The 16525-nt window shown below is 33.4% G+C and carries 17 protein-coding genes; 7 read left to right on the top strand and 10 right to left on the bottom strand.

The window, feature by feature from the left end; genetic code table 11:
- The first annotated feature begins 128 nt into the window (after positions 1–128).
- From G5B32_RS08055 to G5B32_RS08040, 4 genes are all read left to right on the top strand, one after another.
- Entirely contained in the window at positions 129–833 is a 705-nt protein-coding gene (locus G5B32_RS08055) for a hypothetical protein (RefSeq protein WP_165291022.1), read from the top strand.
- A 4-nt stretch (positions 834–837) separates the two neighbouring features.
- On the top strand, positions 838–1425 hold the full coding sequence (locus G5B32_RS08050; protein ID WP_165291021.1) for an outer membrane beta-barrel protein: 588 nt from the start codon (positions 838–840) through the stop codon (positions 1423–1425).
- An 81-nt stretch (positions 1426–1506) separates the two neighbouring features.
- Positions 1507–2181 (top strand): superoxide dismutase, encoded by a 675-nt coding sequence (locus G5B32_RS08045; RefSeq protein WP_165291020.1) that lies wholly within the window; start codon positions 1507–1509, stop codon positions 2179–2181.
- A 264-nt stretch (positions 2182–2445) separates the two neighbouring features.
- Positions 2446–2715 carry a DUF4342 domain-containing protein gene (locus G5B32_RS08040; RefSeq protein ID WP_165291019.1) on the top strand — a complete coding sequence of 90 codons (270 nt, stop codon included), beginning with the start codon at positions 2446–2448 and terminating at the stop codon, positions 2713–2715.
- A 61-nt stretch (positions 2716–2776) separates the two neighbouring features.
- Here G5B32_RS08040 and G5B32_RS08035 read toward each other — a convergent pair whose 3' ends face one another.
- On the bottom strand, positions 2777–4375 hold the full coding sequence (locus G5B32_RS08035; RefSeq protein ID WP_165291018.1) for a glycoside hydrolase family 31 protein: 1599 nt from the start codon (positions 4373–4375) through the stop codon (positions 2777–2779).
- Between the two features lie 22 nt (positions 4376–4397).
- Complete coding sequence (locus tag G5B32_RS08030) at positions 4398–5264, bottom strand: DUF808 domain-containing protein (protein WP_165291017.1); 867 nt, start codon at positions 5262–5264, stop codon at positions 4398–4400.
- An 86-nt stretch (positions 5265–5350) separates the two neighbouring features.
- On the opposite strand from G5B32_RS08030, the gene G5B32_RS08025 reads away from it, so the two are divergent.
- Positions 5351–6124 carry an isocitrate lyase/phosphoenolpyruvate mutase family protein gene (locus G5B32_RS08025; RefSeq protein WP_223815191.1) on the top strand — a complete coding sequence of 258 codons (774 nt, stop codon included), beginning with the start codon at positions 5351–5353 and terminating at the stop codon, positions 6122–6124.
- Between the two features lie 52 nt (positions 6125–6176).
- Here the strand turns inward: G5B32_RS08025 and G5B32_RS08020 are convergent, their stop codons facing one another.
- A complete protein-coding gene (locus G5B32_RS08020; RefSeq protein WP_165291015.1) occupies positions 6177–6593 on the bottom strand; it encodes a hypothetical protein in 417 nt (138 codons plus the stop codon).
- Positions 6594–7016: 423 nt separating this feature from the next.
- Between G5B32_RS08020 and G5B32_RS08015 the strand changes: the two genes are divergently transcribed.
- Positions 7017–9500: a DUF5686 and carboxypeptidase-like regulatory domain-containing protein gene (locus G5B32_RS08015; protein WP_240899029.1), complete on the top strand. Its 2484-nt coding sequence runs from the start codon at positions 7017–7019 to the stop codon at positions 9498–9500.
- A gap of 114 nt (positions 9501–9614) precedes the next feature.
- On the opposite strand, the gene G5B32_RS08010 is transcribed toward G5B32_RS08015, so the two are convergent.
- From G5B32_RS08010 to G5B32_RS07980, 7 genes are all read right to left on the bottom strand, one after another.
- A complete protein-coding gene (locus G5B32_RS08010; protein WP_165291013.1) occupies positions 9615–10226 on the bottom strand; it encodes a ferritin-like domain-containing protein in 612 nt (203 codons plus the stop codon).
- Between the two features lie 66 nt (positions 10227–10292).
- Positions 10293–10796: a hypothetical protein gene (locus G5B32_RS08005; RefSeq protein WP_165291012.1), complete on the bottom strand. Its 504-nt coding sequence runs from the start codon at positions 10794–10796 to the stop codon at positions 10293–10295.
- A gap of 81 nt (positions 10797–10877) precedes the next feature.
- Positions 10878–12008, bottom strand: a complete 1131-nt coding sequence (locus G5B32_RS08000) for a serine hydrolase domain-containing protein (RefSeq protein WP_165291011.1) — start codon at positions 12006–12008, stop codon at positions 10878–10880.
- A gap of 16 nt (positions 12009–12024) precedes the next feature.
- Positions 12025–12753, bottom strand: a complete 729-nt coding sequence (locus G5B32_RS07995) for a DUF3307 domain-containing protein (protein WP_165291010.1) — start codon at positions 12751–12753, stop codon at positions 12025–12027.
- Complete coding sequence (locus G5B32_RS07990) at positions 12747–13352, bottom strand: hypothetical protein (RefSeq protein ID WP_165291009.1); 606 nt, start codon at positions 13350–13352, stop codon at positions 12747–12749. Before G5B32_RS07990 ends, G5B32_RS07995 begins: the two co-directional genes overlap by 7 nt.
- A 103-nt stretch (positions 13353–13455) precedes the next feature.
- Positions 13456–14415: a bile acid:sodium symporter family protein gene (locus G5B32_RS07985; RefSeq protein WP_165291008.1), complete on the bottom strand. Its 960-nt coding sequence runs from the start codon at positions 14413–14415 to the stop codon at positions 13456–13458.
- A gap of 56 nt (positions 14416–14471) precedes the next feature.
- A complete protein-coding gene (locus G5B32_RS07980) occupies positions 14472–14900 on the bottom strand; it encodes a CBS domain-containing protein (protein WP_165291007.1) in 429 nt (142 codons plus the stop codon).
- Between the two features lie 419 nt (positions 14901–15319).
- On the opposite strand from G5B32_RS07980, the gene G5B32_RS07975 reads away from it, so the two are divergent.
- Positions 15320–16525 carry a pyridoxal phosphate-dependent aminotransferase gene (locus G5B32_RS07975; protein WP_240899028.1) on the top strand — a complete coding sequence of 402 codons (1206 nt, stop codon included), beginning with the start codon at positions 15320–15322 and terminating at the stop codon, positions 16523–16525.

Genomic DNA, 16525 nt, shown 5'->3' with positions numbered 1-16525 from the left:
ATGTCCTCCAAATTTGGTGAGGTTTTTTTGATTTTGTTAAATAATGTTAGATTATCGATATGAATACACTAGATATTCAATAATGCCCTATCTTTAAACTGATTTACAATAAATTTAACCAATTCTATATGACAAAAACCTTTACTGTAAAAAAACTTATTGGAATAGCGCTGATTCTATTTCCAGCACTATCACATGCGCAAAGTTCAAATTATTTTATTGAACTTGGAGGAAAACACCAGCGATCAAAAACTAATAAATCAGAAAATGTAAGAATTTCAAGTGAGGAAGAGATGCAAAACACCAGAATTGCTCCAATATTTGGTTTCTATCTTAATAATCATTTAAGCTTAGGTGTTGAATACGCCCACTCAAATGAGAATAGAATTAGAATTTCAGATGAACGAATGGAAGACGCCTCAAAAACTGAGTCTTATGATCAATCACTTTCATTAAATAGTTTTGGGATTTTTTCTAGATTGTACGTAAAGAAAAAATCTTCAAAATTTAACGCCTTTATCCAACTCAAACCTGCTTTCATAAAAAGTAAAAATACATATGAATCAAGAGGTGCAACTATGGGATATGAGCCGACATACACATCCTCCTATTATGAATCAAAAGGAACAACTAAGATAGATATATATGAAGTTGATTTAGGACTTGGGGCTTCTTATAAACTTTTTCATGGACTTGCAGCTCAGTTAAATATACCATCTGTAGTAACACATGGCAGGCTATATTATGATTTAAGTGATGCGAAGCAATCTTATACATCTATTTTGCAGTCTACATTTTCAAATGCATACCTTTCATTCAACTACCAATTCTAATAATATGAAAACTTTTATAATATTTCTAATCACTTTGTTTGCTTACTCAATTTCTTATGCTCAAGAAAGTAAGTTCATTATTTCATCATCATTCAGATTTAATAATAGTAAAAGCGACACTGAAACTCAACAGTATTCCAACAGCTATTTTCAAATCAGTCCAAGAATAATGTATAAACTCAATAATAAATGGGGAATAGGATTTTCATATGCAATATCAAATGATAAGACCGAAAACGATGGCAATTTATACTCAAAACTAACAGGCAATCAATTTGGTGGTTTTATACAGTACAATCTAATAGATATAACAAAATTTCAACTATTTTCTGAGCTTAATACGAGTTATACTACAATAAAGCATAAAAGTGACTATACTTTTAATGATATTTCATCTAAAGGAACTTTTTCAAGCATAAATATAGGAGCAAGATACAATTTATATAAGTGTCTAGGTATTGAAGTCAGACTTAATGATCTAATATCATATTCATCAAATAAATTTGATGTTTCAAAAACTGAATCCTCAAGTTTCAATCTCCTGAAGAATCCACTCCAACAAGTTTCGTACGGGTTATCACTAGCGTTCTAATTTGTTAAAATACTGTTATAAAACCAAGTCGATTTGTATTGAATATCAACAAAGCTTATCTTTAAAACAAAAACAAATACTATGAATATACTAAAATCAGCTTTTTTGGCTACAGCGATATTTGCTTCACAGGCTACTTTTGCGCAATTCAAACAAACGCCACTTCCGTATGCGTACAACGCTTTGGAAGGTGCTATTGATGCACAAACAATGGAAATTCACTATATCAAACATGCAGCAGCTTATACAGCTAACTTAAATAAAGCTATTGCGGGTACAGCGACAGAAAAAGAAAGTATTGAATCGATCTTGGGTTCTATTTCGAAACAATCTGCAGCAGTTCGTAATAATGGAGGTGGTCATTACAATCACGAATTGTTTTGGTCTATCCTGACTCCAAATGTAGGAACAAAACCATCTGCAAAATTAGAGAAAGCGATTAATGATACTTTTGGTTCTTTAGATGCGTTGAAAGAAAAAATCAATGCAGCGGGTGCCACTCGTTTCGGTTCTGGATGGTCATGGTTATCTGTTGACAAAGCAGGTAAATTATTTGTTTCATCAACTCCAAATCAAGATAATCCATTGATGGACGTAGTTGAAGAAAAAGGAACGCCTATTTTAGGAGTTGATGTGTGGGAACACGCTTACTATTTACGTTACCAAAACAAACGTGCAGACTACTTAACTTCTATTTGGAATGTTATTAATTGGGATGAAGTTTCAGCCCGTTACGAAAAAGCGTTAAAGAAATAATTACTCACATAGTTGTCATTTCTAAAATGAGATGACGCACTTAACATCGTCATTTCGAACGAAACGGAGTGTAGTGAGAAATCTAAATTTTAGATTATCAAACTTTACTTATTTATTCGGAATGACGATTTTATTTTCACCGAATTCCCTCCTCTTTTACCGAGTTTTCATGCTCTTCCACCTATCCACTATCCTATCGCTTCTCTTTCCGCTGTATCTTTGAATATAAAATTTGAACAAATAACATTTAAAATAAAGAACATTATGGCAACGAAAAGAATATTTACAATCAACGGAAGTAGCATTAATAATATGATTAAATTTTTATTCTCTAATATCAACAATTCGAGATTTGTAGCAACTTCCAAATCTGGAAACAACATTGTCAATCTTCCACTTTTATTGGTCATCATTCTAGCTATTGTATTTCCAGTAACTCTGGTAGCAGGTGTTATCTTAAGTATAATTTTTAAAATTGATATTGCAATTGAAAGAGATATCACAAGAGATATAAAATTAATAGAGAACAAATAAAGTATAAATCCATACTATAAAAAAACGGGCTTACCTAGTAAGCCCGTAATGATTTATTAAATTAAACTATTTTTTTTTCAAAATATAGTAATCTAGATATTGGTACATCCAATTTATAGGTTTTACCACCTTTGTAAATTTTGCCAAGATCATCTTTCCATTTGAATCCTTTAGGTAATTTGACCTCTCTTTCTAATTTATTATCCACAACTGGAGCTACTAAATATTTCTCTCCTAGCATAAATTGGTCTGACACCGTTGCGAAACCTTGTCCTGGAAATTCGTATTCCAAATGTCTTAAAATAGGCTCGCCAGTTTTAGAAGATTGCTTGGCAACATCTAGAATATAGCTACCAAATTTTTCATGCAATACAGCACATTGACGAACGATTTCTAGATTTTCTTTGTTCAGAATACGCCAAGGAGCTACAGAATATTGCATCATGGGCATCAACGCATGTACCTGTGCTGAACGTACAATTAAAGATTGGTCGAAATCCTCTGCTTTTTTGTTCAAAAATGTCGTAAACTCTCCTCCACCAATCATATCAGGGCAAGTGTATGCATAACCCAACAATCCAGCGGCTATCATATCAGGAATTAAGATGCGTACCGAATTCCAAAAATACGTTTTATCGCCCAAACGCTGAATAAGCGGCTGTCCACCCATTTTCCATCCTGCTCTATATTCATTAAATGGAAACTCTAATCCCAATCTAGCCCATGCTAATGTATGATCTACCGATAGGGCATTCTTATCATAACTATCAAGCAAGTTCTCCTCATAAAAAGCATTATCACCAGCATCAAATTTGAATCCGTCGATTCCATAATCTGCTTGCATTTTTTTCAATATAGAAACGAAATGATTAAAAGCAGCAGGATTTGTCAAATCATAACATGCAGACTGACCATTCCACCAATTTAGGATCGCAGGCTCATCCTTGCCTTTCCTCTTTATTAAATAACCTTTCTGGGCTAATTCACGATACTCCGGACTATCAGGACTTAAAAAAGGACATATCCACAACATCACTTTGAAACCTTGAGAATGAAGTTTTTGAATCATACCTTTTGGATCGGGAAATTTTTCGGACCTAAAATCAAAATTTCCATAATAGCGTTGCCAATTGTCATCAATCATCAAAACACCTGTCGGAAACTTGTTGTCCACAATAACTTGCGCATATTTTAGGATATCATCTTGATTTTGGTTATACATCAACTCAATCCATGTATTGTACTGTGGTTTGGTAAAAAATTCTTCTGCTGGAAGAACTCCAGATGCAGGAAAATACTTTGTACACGCCACTAAGTAAGCAGATTTTAAAGTATTCCCAGATTGCTGAATTTTTAATTCTTCATAATCTGAATTAATTACGATTTTCTCCCCCATAACAGCGAATTTTATAGGTTTATCACTCCAAATAAAACGCCCTTTGTTGGAAACAAACAGAGGAACTACCTGATTATTTGAATTTTCCCTTGCTAAATCATATTCTCTAGCTGGATGTAAAAAAGGCATACTAGAGCCTTGCGCTACCACTCCTCCCCACCAATATTCATCTTGCCCTATGGGCAATTCTAAAGTCGATTTTGACTGCGAATAGCCCAGATGAATAGTAGTAAATAAGACAATTAATACTAAGTTACTTCTCATAATTGTTTATAGTTTAGTTGATTTATTTTTTTATCGCATATACTACTTTTTTGATTAATGTGATTACAATAACAACAATTAATCCCATCCCAAAGCCTATTAAGCTTTCTTTCAACGTATTATTCCATGTAGGTAATAGGTGATGAAAAAAATCAATATTATGAACGAATATTCCCCCTGATACCATTAATAAAGCAATAGTACCTACAACAGATAATATTTTTATAACTACAGGTAAAGAAATAACCAATCCTTTTCCCAATGCCGCGACAAAACCTTCATTTCTTGATTTTCTAATCAACTTAAAGCCAGCATCATCCATACGAACAATTAAAGCTACAATCCCATAAACTCCCACAGTGGCTAAAAATGCTACGGCGCTTACCGTAATAATTTGAACAGATAATGAACGATCCAAAACCGTAGCCAAAGCTATAATTACAATCTCTACAGAAAGTATAAAATCTGTAGTGATGGCTGATTTTATTTTTGCTTTTTCATTAGCTTCCCCGTCTTCTTTGATCTCCTCTATGACTTCTTCCCCTTTCTTTTTACGATGAAAAAGAAATTCAACGATTTTCTCGACGCCTTCATAAGCTAAATACAAACCACCAATAATTAGAACAATCTTAATAGCTATGGGCAGAAAAATCTGTAATAAGAATACTAAAGGAATGATAATTAATTTATTTACAAAAGAACCTTTTGTGATTGCCCAAAGCACCGGAATTTCTCTTGATGATAGAAAGCCTGTAGCTTTTTCCGCATTTACAGCCAGGTCATCTCCCAATATACCTGCGGTTTTACGGGTTGCTATTTTACTTGCGACTGCAACGTCGTCCATGAGCGCAGCGATATCATCTAATACTGCGAAAATTCCTGAAGCCATTTATGTTTATTTAGTTTAGCCATAAAAATATAAATTTTAAAAAAATTGACGTTAAAAATGTATAGAAAACATTTTACAACTGTCGAATGTTATATTTTCAAAGATATAGAATGATGTATACTAATTTCAAAAAACTACACACACAACCCGATTTGCTTATTCTAGGCAATGTATGGGATGCCAACTCGGCGAAGATTGCGCAGGAAGCTGGCTTTAAGGCTTTAGGAAGTTCGAGTCATGCCATTGCAAATGCAATGGGTTACGAGGATGGAGAACAAATCACTGTTGACGAGCTGCTTTTTATAGTAGAGAGAATAGTTAAAGCTGTAGATATTCCAGTATCTGTTGATTTTGAATCTGGGTACTCAGATAATCCAGACAAAGTAGCACAAAACGTCAAAAGGTTGGCAGATCTAGGAGTTGTTGGAATAAATTTAGAAGATGGACAAGTGAAAAATGGTAAACGCATATTGGGGGATGCGGAATTGCTCCAACAAAAAATCCAAGCCATCAAAGCAGAAACGAAAGAAATCTTTATAAACGCACGTACTGACTCCTACACTACCAAACACAAATCGCCTTTGGAAGAAGCTATTAATAGAGCTAAAATATATACAAACGCCGGTGCGGATGGACTTTTTGTTCCGCTGATAGAATCTGTTGATGATATTGAAAGTTTGTTAAAGCAGACTTCCTTACCACTCAATGTATTTTTAACAGAAAACCTTCCTTCGGTAGAGAGACTTACAGAATTAGGCGTCAAAAGATTATCACATGGCGCAAAAATCTACGAATGGTTGGTACAACAGAACACTACATTATTCAAGGACTTTTTTAAAAATCCGAAGTTACCGAAGTAATTACGTAAAAAAGAGTACCATTGACACTTAGCTAATGGTACTCCTTACATATCTATTTTTCTAAAATACTTTCAAAAATTTCTTTTTCCATTGAAAAAAAGAATAATACTTTAGAGCTATCAATTTCTGATTTATCCATACATAGATAAGCATTCCAACCAGCAGGTAATTCCAAATAATAACCCCACCCTATATAATTTTTTAAGCGTCCTAAATTTTTAATTTTATGAAATTTACTACCTATTTTCATATTTGATGTCGTAAAATTTTTATCATCACTACTTATATAATATCTTCCAGTAGCATTTGTATGATACCTATACATAATACCATTTTTTATTACAGAATCTAATTTAACAATCCCATAAGGAACATATGTGTGTGCAGATACCGTATCTCTGAAAGACTGAGAAAATACAGTGCAAACAAATCCAATTTGGAGCAATATTAGCAAGAGAAACATTTTCATTATTATTAAGTTATTTAATTTAAATATAATAATAAAGATAGCATTAGTGTGACGCCAAATGGTACTTTACCCCAATTTTACCCTCTTCTACAATTAGAGGCTGTTTTTCTATAGTATAATTCTAACTATTTTAGTATCTCCACCATAGCACAATATTCTTTTTAAGATATATGAGAAGTTGAAAAACAGATCGTCGACATATAGTAGTTTTGTAATAAAATTGTATTGTACTTCAATTTATATCACACCAAAGTCAAAGTGATTATTTGCAGATATAAGTAAAAGAAATAAGTAGTTAATTTGCATTAGAATTTTTGAACAAAAAATATAAAAAGTCAAAAGTTTAGACCTGCAATTAACATGAAATATTATTTGAATAGGAGTATTTTATTATTTTTCAGCTTATTCTTTAGCTTAGTTTCGATGGCGCAATCCTTTAAAATTAAGGGAAATGTTATAGATAAGGAAACAAAAGAGCCAATAGAATTTGCTACAATAGCGATTGTTGGAAGTACGCAAGCTACAAAAACAGACGAACTGGGTAATTTTGAATTTTCCCTTCCCAATAAGAATGTAAAGGTACGCGTGAGTTACGTAGGTTATCCATCTCAAGATTTGGATTTATCTTTAGGTAAGACTTATTTTTCTATTGCTTTAGCTGCAGAAAATGAAATTGCTGAAGTTATAATCAAAAAGCCTAGATTAAAATATTCCAATAAAAATAATCCTGCTGTTGAATTAATCCGTCAAGTAATTGATCATCGCGACCAAAACAGATTAACGGGGCAAGATTTTGTGGAGTTCGAACAATATGAAAAAATCTCTTTGGGATTAAGTAACCTTTCTGAAAAATTCGTTAATAAAAAAGCATTCAAAAACTATCAATTCTTATTTCAAAAACAATCAGACAGTACATCAACATATGTTCTTCCTGCTTACATGGAAGAAAAAGTGTCTAAAGTTTATTACAGAAACGATCCTAAGAAAACAAAACAATATATAATCGCAGAGCAAAAGGCTGAATTTGATCCTAAATTTGTGGACAACGAAGGTTTAGCGAATTATTTCAACAAGCTGTATGATAAAGTGGACATCTACGATAATAACATTACGTTGTTGACCAACCAATTTTTAAGTCCAATTGCTAATAGTGCCCCTACATTCTACCGGTATTACATCACGGATACGATTAAAACCTCAAAATCTTATCTCGTAGAGCTAAGTTTCTTTCCACGAAGTAAGGGCGATTTCTTATTTCAAGGAAAACTCTACGTTACTTTGGATGGCCAATATGCTGTTCAAGGCACTAAAATGAAAGTTAGCGAGGATATCAACCTTAATTTTGTCCGTGATTTAAATATTGAACTTACTTTTGAAAAAGATAATATTAACAAATATTTTTTAAGTCGGAGTGCATTGGGAATTGATTTTGCTTTGACAGGAAAAGGTAAAGGTGTACAAGGAAATCGTGTCGTGTATTATAAGGATTATGTCAATGGAATGCATAGACCCGATTCTTTATATGCAGGCGCTGAGGTAGAAAAGATTATAGAAAAAGCTCCAGCAACAAATCAAAGACAATATTGGGCTGGATTACGTCAAGCACCTTTGACCAACCAAGAGAAAGCAATTTATCAAAATATTGACTCACTACAAACGATGCCATCGTTTCGTAGATTTATGGATGTGGCAGCTTTGATTCTTTCGGGATATAAGCAAGCAGGTCCAGTAGAAATTGGTCCAGTTAATACTTTTTACAGCTACAATCCGGTAGAAGGACTTCGTTTGCGTATTGGAGGTCGTACAACAGAACAGTTAAGCACTCGTTTCTTCTCGGAAGCATATGCGGCTTATGGTTTTGAAGATAAAAAATGGAAATATTTCGTCAGTGGAACATACTCGATAAACAATAAGTCAGTTTATAAATTTCCGCAACACTACATTCGTGCATCCTATCAGCACGACACTAAAATCCCCGGACAAAATTTAGAATTTATTCAAGAAGATAATGTGTTATTGTCTTTCAAACGTGGTGAAAACAAAAGCTATTTGTACAATGATACATACAAAATAGAATACAAAGCAGAATTTGAAAATCACTTTTCCATTAATGCTGGCTTGACCAAATGGAAACAAACTCCTGCGGGTGTAATTCGCTATCAGATTATTCCAGAAATGGGAGATCCTACCATTATTAACGAAGTAAATACGACAGAAGCGAATATTGGATTTAGATGGGCTCCAAAAGAACAATATTATCAAGGTAAATTGTACCGAACTCCTATTTACAATGAATATCCGATTTTCACTTTCAATTATACAGCTGGAATTAAAGGCGTGCTTGACGGAGAATATAATTACCATAATTTCACCGCAGGTGTATTCAAGCGAGTGTATTTATCACAATTTGGATATGCTGATGTGAATTTGGATGGAACCTATATTCTAGGAGATAATATTCCTTATCCGCTATTAACATTGCACCGAGCAAATCAAACATACGCTTATCAATTGCAATCGTACAATTTGATGAACTTTATGGAATTCATTTCTGATCATCACGCTTCGATTAATGTACAATATTACATGAATGGCTTTATTTTAAACAAGCTACCTTTAATTAAGAAACTACAACTGCGTGAAGTATTTAGTTTCAAAGGTTTGTACGGTGGTTTGAGAGATCAAAATAACCCAACATATAACCGTGATTTATTTGCTTGGCAAAGAAATATAGATAATGAAATTTCTTCATTTACATTTGGCGACAAACCGTATATGGAAGCTAGTGTTGGCTTAGGAAATATATTCAAAGTATTACGCGTAGATTACGTGAAGCGTTTGAATTACCTGAATCAACCAAATGTTTCAGATTGGGGAATTCGGGCGCGAATCAAAGTTGATTTTTAATTAATGTTTTAAATAGTTTCTATCAACGTCTTTGGAGAAACCGCGATAAAAAAGCGAAGCCTGGGCTTCGCTTTTTGCATTTAAGAATATATCTATTGTATTGGAACAGTTTCTTTATTCGGCTTTTGAATTTAGATTGGTGTCTGCCAAGCCTGTTAAAGTTTTGTCACATTGTTTCTCTTCCTTCAAAGTTGCTAATAACAATTTCAAAGCTTCTTTATGACCTAATACTTTTGCAAAAGCTGCTAAAGTCCCATAAGTCGCAATTTCATAATGTTCTACTTTCTGAGCGGCTGCGATAATTCCAGCATCACGAACTGCACCAATTTCGGTTTCCTTTATGATACCCTTCCCCTCTTCCAATAATCCATCCATTGCATCGCATTTTTCAGCTTCTGCTTTTTTACCAATAGATTTAAAAGCAGCTTCCAATCGCTTAATATGTTCTTCCGTTTCGATCAAATGGCTAGCAATAGCAGCTTTTAAATCCGGAGAAGTTGCATTTTTCTCCATTTTTGGAAGTTCTTTTTTCAATGCTTTTTCAGCCCAATAAATATCTTTTAAACCATCTTCGAATAAATCTTGCAAATCTTTCGCTGCATCTTTTTTTGCTGCAATCTTTCCAGATTCTGATTTATTCTCTTTTGAAGCTGTATCACGTGTTTTCGTTGTAGCTGCGGACTTAGCTGTAGATGCCGAAGCTTTTTTCTCTTTTACTGTTGCCATAAGTTGAAATAATTTAGTGGATATAACTAGTATATAAACAACAGGAATGAAAGAAAGTTTTGAAAGTTATCGAGCTAGCAAAGCTAACTCAGATTGTTTATACATGTTAGCCCCTTTGAGGTAATTATAAATGATATCTTTGGTCTTATCATCTTCTAGTTTATAAAGGTTAGATACCAAGAAACTTTTATCTTCCTCAATATTAGATTTATACCCTAAAAAATCTGGTATATGGTACTGAATACACAAGCGAATAAATCGTAATTCTATATTATTAGGTTCGGTTTTGATTTGGCTTTCCAACATTTTCTTACCATCCTTAAAATATCCCATTTTCTTAAATGGATTGGAAGTATGTTTTGCCATAAACATATGAAATGCTGCTTCGTAGCCTTTTTCTAAAGGAGTTTTGGCTTTAGCTTGCAAAGTTTGGAGATATTTTTTACAAAGATCCACATCTTTCACACCTTTGTTAAAATCTTTACGCACATCATATAGATTCAAAGTCTGAGCATTTACTGTGGTAAACAGTATTATCGTAAGCACAAAAGTTCCCAAAATTTTACCCATAATTTATTCTCCTTTATAATTATATCGATATAAAATACAAAAAACAAGCCAATTTTTGGGAACCTAATTTCTAATACGCTGTTACTTTATTAGCTTTTCATATAGTAAATTGGTGATTTTAGCAGGCAAGGCTACTTCCCCATTTTCATATTCTAAAACACACCCGTTCGTAATCACCACTATTCCAAACTTCTCTTTAGTATTAAAAAACATAGAACTGTACAAACCGTACGCCGATCCTGTATGCCCTACCATATGCTGCCCAGGAATCAACTTAGTGGTTTCCAATAATGCTAAACCATAGCCTGAATCTTCCGAAATCTTAGTTTGCATCAATTTCGAATACTTTTTACCTAATATTTTCACTTTTCCTGATTTACCGTAATTCATATGCATTATCATATATTTCGCTAAATCGACAGCTGAAATTTTCATCCCGCCTGTTGGTGAAAATATTGGAGTAGTCTCTCCTAAGACATGATTTCGCACTTCTTCGCTTCGAGGATTGTATGCCAGGGGTTCGTGAATGAATTTATCATTTTTACTATCGTAACCATATAGGGAGGCAAAACGTGTATTGTCCAAAGAATCGATACAATACCCTCCGTATAATCCCAATGGATTGAGGATTTGTTGGCGAATATAGGTATCAAAACGAATGTTTGTGAGACGTTCTAAGACCGCTCCAGCCATATTAAAGTTTAGATTACAATACTCATATTTCGTTCCCGGTGCGTAATCATTATAACTCTTTTGCCAATTCGAATTTTTGGAAGGATTAATCACATCCAAATCAAAATAGCCATTTACATCGTTTATACTTGATGTGTGTGATAACACCATACGTAAAGTTATTTTGGTTTCTGGATATTTAGGGTTGCGCACCACAAAACCCACCAAATCTCCAAAATCATCATCCAAAGAGATTTTTTTCTTTTCTACCAGCTGCATTAACGCTGTGGAAGTAAATGACTTTGAGATAGAGGCTATTCTAAAAATATTACGATCTACATCCAACGGAGTATTATTTTCCAACGAACTTTTTCCGATAGCATTTTTTCCAATAATTCGTCCATCTTTGACCACAACATAAGCTACCCCGACCGCTTTATATTGATCTGCTATTTTTTGAACTTCATTCTTTAAATCTTGAGCAAATAACATTGAAGTACTCCATGCAACAGTTAGGCATGACATTAGTAAGTTTTTCATTTTATAGATTAGTATGTTAGGTATATTTTAAAGCTAAACGCAAGGCATATCCTATTCCAATAGCAATGATAAAGCTCGCTAATGTCCCCACTAAGATATACTCTGTAAATTTAGTATCTTTTGCATTAGCTAAATCACCAAATCTGAAAATTGATTTGGCGGCCAATAGAAATCCAATTCCAGACAAAAATCCCACCTGAATAAATAATACGATAATCAGACGTTCCATAATCCCTATCAAAAGCCCAGCATGCATTAGGCTTTCTTTACGTTTATTTTGAAATTCAAATTCTTTGTCCCATTTGGAAAAAAATAAACGTAAAAATATAGGGCTCACTACAGCTACTAATAAAAAAGCAATTAGGTATAATAAAGTATCGATTGAAAATAATAGTTCATAACTTAACGGCGGAAAGCCAAAATTATAGAAAGCAACAGTGCCCAAAACGGCTAAATGTAGAATTTGATCAATACAGAAGAAAAATAAAGGCTTTGCAGGATATTTTCCCTCTAACCAAATTTTTAAGCTGTCTATAGCTAGATGTGAAAATGTAATAAAGGCAATAGAAATCCAGTATAATTGAAGCTCAGGATAGAAGAATATAACTAGAACAATAGCATGGATTAATACATGTAAAAACAAATAGCCTACATTCTCTTTTCGTCGTTGTACTAATGTTTTCGTCTGCAAAACAAAGTCTCCAAGAATTTGGGCTAATAGCAATTTTAAGAATACGACTAACATCTTTTAATTAATTCTTTCGTGCAATAATCTATCGTCATTTTTATCTTTTGCCAATTCGCATTTCCTAACTCGGTACTGACTTGACTTTGATATTTTCTATTCAACAATCGTGCTAACTCATTTTGATTGACTTGTGGATTCTTAATTTGAGCCGAAACCGTTTGAGCCATATTTACAGTCCATCTTTTTGCCAATTCTGTAGCCAATTGTAACATGATATTTGTTGGTTCATCCCAGTCAGCCCAAGGTGATCGGACATAAATTAGATTTTTATCGAGTGTATCAAATGCCTCTCCAGAATTTATCAAGGCTTCTCCCGAAGAATTTTTGATGTGCTCATCCCAATAACTGATTTCTCCTATTCCTAATCCTATTCGCACATCCAAAGGTTCTACCGTACATATATTCGATTTAATCAGAAAAACAGCTTCTATACACCGATCTATTGGAACCGACACTTGAAAGCTGTCTCCTCTAAAAATATCAAAATTATTTGAATAATGCTTTAGACCTTCTTCTAAAACTGGTAACCATCTCTGTATGTCTGCTCTCCTTGACCCTACGATATCTCCTGTTAGTATAGCATATATTTTTCCCATAATCTTTCATTTACAATACATTTAAATATCACTATAAAAAGTGATATTAACAAATATCATTAAAATCAATGATAATTTAAAATATCATTAAATAAAGTGATAATCATTTAGAACAATTATGATAACGTTGCGCAATAAAAGTAATGATGAAAATTTGAAAAGCATGGTAAATCATTAAGGGCAAGAAGAAAAAACCTGTATACGGATTGTTCATAAAAATAAACTTGCCAAACACACTTCCATGTGTTAAAGATTTTTTGGAACCACAAAATAAGGCGGTAATTTGATCTTCAAGAGAAAATTGAAGTATATATTTACTCAAGAAATATAAAATACTATAAACTAAAACAAAAAGAAGAATAACTGCAACAAATAATTCAACCAAAAAGATAGCACCTAAAGTAGAAAAAATACCATTTTCAAAAGAATGGGCAAAGCTACTGTAGACAATAAGAAGAATAATAGATTTATCAAAATTGGATAACTTTTTACTATGTTTTGAAGCCCAATGTCCCCAATATTTTTGAAGAAGTAATCCCAAAATCACAGGGAGAATAATTTCAAGAATAAGTCCACCATAAACATCAACCAAAACATTTTCGGTGGTAAAATCTAAAAATAAACTCATCCACAATGGTGTAATTAAAACACCTATCAACCCCGAAATACTGGAATTGAAAATAGCAGCAGGAATATTCCCCTTCGCGAGTGATACCATCACCACCGAAGATGAAACTGTAGAAGGAAGAGCTGCCAAAAAGAAGAAACCTATCCAAGTATTTTCCGAAATGAGCGTACCGACAAAAGGTCGAAACACTAACACCACCAAAGGAAAGATGACAAATGTTGCTAGATGCACAACAACATGAAGTTTCCAATTCTTCAGACCTGATTTTATCTGGTCAAAACTTAGCTTAAGACCATAGAAAAAGAAAATGAGCGAAACACCAATGGAAGTTATAGCATCTAAAAATGCACCACCTTCATAAATTGCCAACTGAGGAAAAAAATACGCAACTAAAATACTTAGCAATAGATATACGATAAAGAGGTCTATTTTCATATAAACCAAATATACGTATTAGCACAAGAAAACACAATGACAGAGTGAATCCAATTCTAACTGTGGATATAACTTTGCAGATGATCTATAGTTTGCTTTTGATCTTCAATGATGAATTTGACCAAATCCCCTATAGATAGCATAGCAATAACTTGATTAGACTCCACTACGGGCAAGTGTCTAAAATGATTGTCCGTCATTAAAACCATACAACTTTCTATGGAATCAGATGTACTGATAGTATGAGGATCAGCGGTCATGATTTCACCTATAGCCGTATTTTTAGATGATTTTCCATGTAAAACAACTTTTCTGGCATAGTCTCTTTCTGTAAAAATCCCAAGAAGTTTCCCCCCCTCTATCACCAACAGAGCACTGATATTTTTCTCCATCATAATCTGGAGGGCATCGAGGACAGAAGTATTTCTAGTAACAGAATAAATTACGGGTGATTTTGATTGAAGAATATGTTTTACTGTTTTCATAATCTTAAAGTTTAATACAATCCGACAAGACGGAATAAGGTTAATTTATGAAAGCTTTTGAAGTGTAGTAAATTATAACTAGCTAATCATATGAATAAATATACATTTTTTGTTTCAGAAAATAATTTATTAGAACAAAATATTTTTTCGAGTTACACAAAAAAACAGTAGACACCTCTTCTAAAGAAAATAGCGAGGATATAATTTGATTTTTCACGAAAAGCTTTCCTAATTAATAGAAGAAGGCAGATTTTTTTACAACCTAAATTTGTTTAGGACAGCTGTGAGACACTATATATTCCTGCCAGAAACGTATTTTTAAAGCTCAAAATATCAATTTTGTATCCCACCGTGCATTTTGTTAAAATAATCTCAAAACTAACAGCAAAATGTTTTTATATAATTATATTTGTACCACTATGAGTACAGCATCATATTTATCAGATAGAATCAATAGCCTTTCAGAATCGGCTACATTGAAAATGACCAAATTGGGTCGCGAGTTAGCAGCAAAAGGTATTAACATAATCAGCCTTAGCGTGGGTGAACCAGATTTCAACACACCTACACACGTCAAGGAAGCTGCAAAGAAAGCATTAGACGATAATTTCACAAGATATTCTCCAGTTCCTGGATACCCAGATTTGCGTCAAGCAATCGTTAACAAATTAAAAAATGAAAACGGTCTTGATTATGATATTTCTCAAATAGTTGTATCTACAGGAGCAAAACAATCTTTATCTAACGTAATTCTTACATTAGTAAATCCAGGTGATGAGGTAATCATCCCAACACCTTACTGGGTATCTTACTCAGAAATGGTAAACTTAGCAGAAGGTAAATCGGTATTTATTGATACCGATATCGAAAGCAACTTCAAAATTACACCAGCGCAACTAGAAGCTGCTATCACACCTAAGTCTAAAGTATTCATGTTCTCTTCACCTTGTAACCCTACAGGTTCAGTATACAGCAAAGAAGAGTTAGCTGCTTTAGTGGAAGTTTTTGAAAAACATCCAAATATTTTCATCATTTCTGATGAGATTTACGAGCACATTAACTTCATTGACAAACATGAATCAATCGCTCAATTCGAAAGCGTAAAAGACCGTGTAATCATTATTAACGGATTCTCTAAAGCTTTTGCAATGACTGGCTGGAGATTAGGTTATATCGCTGCAAATAAAGAGATTGCAGCAGCTAATGATAAATTGCAAGGTCAAACTACTTCTGGTACATGTTCTATTGCACAACGTGCAGGTATCGTAGCCTATGAGCAAGGTTTGGACTCTGTAAATGAAATGAAAGAAGCTTTCGCGCGTCGTCGTCAGTTAGTCTATGGATTATTAAATGAAATTCCTGGCGTGAAAACTAACTTGCCAGAAGGTGCTTTCTATTTCTTCCCAGAAATTAGCTCTTTCTTTGGCAAAAAAGATCCTGAAGGAAATGTGATCAAAGATTCATCAGACTTAGCGTTGTATCTATTAAACTATGGTCACATCGCAACTGTAGGTGGTGATTCTTTTGGTAACAATAATTACATTCGTTTATCTTATGCTGCTTCAGATGAGAATTTGATAGAAGCTCTAAGAAGAATGAAAGATGCATTAGCTAAATTAGCATAA

This window comes from Sphingobacterium sp. SGL-16 (assembly GCF_011043515.1).
In the GTDB taxonomy this organism is placed as follows: Bacteria; Bacteroidota; Bacteroidia; order Sphingobacteriales; family Sphingobacteriaceae; genus Sphingobacterium; species Sphingobacterium litopenaei.
Note: the sequence above shows the minus strand (reverse complement) of the source record. Positions and strands in the feature narration are given on the sequence as shown.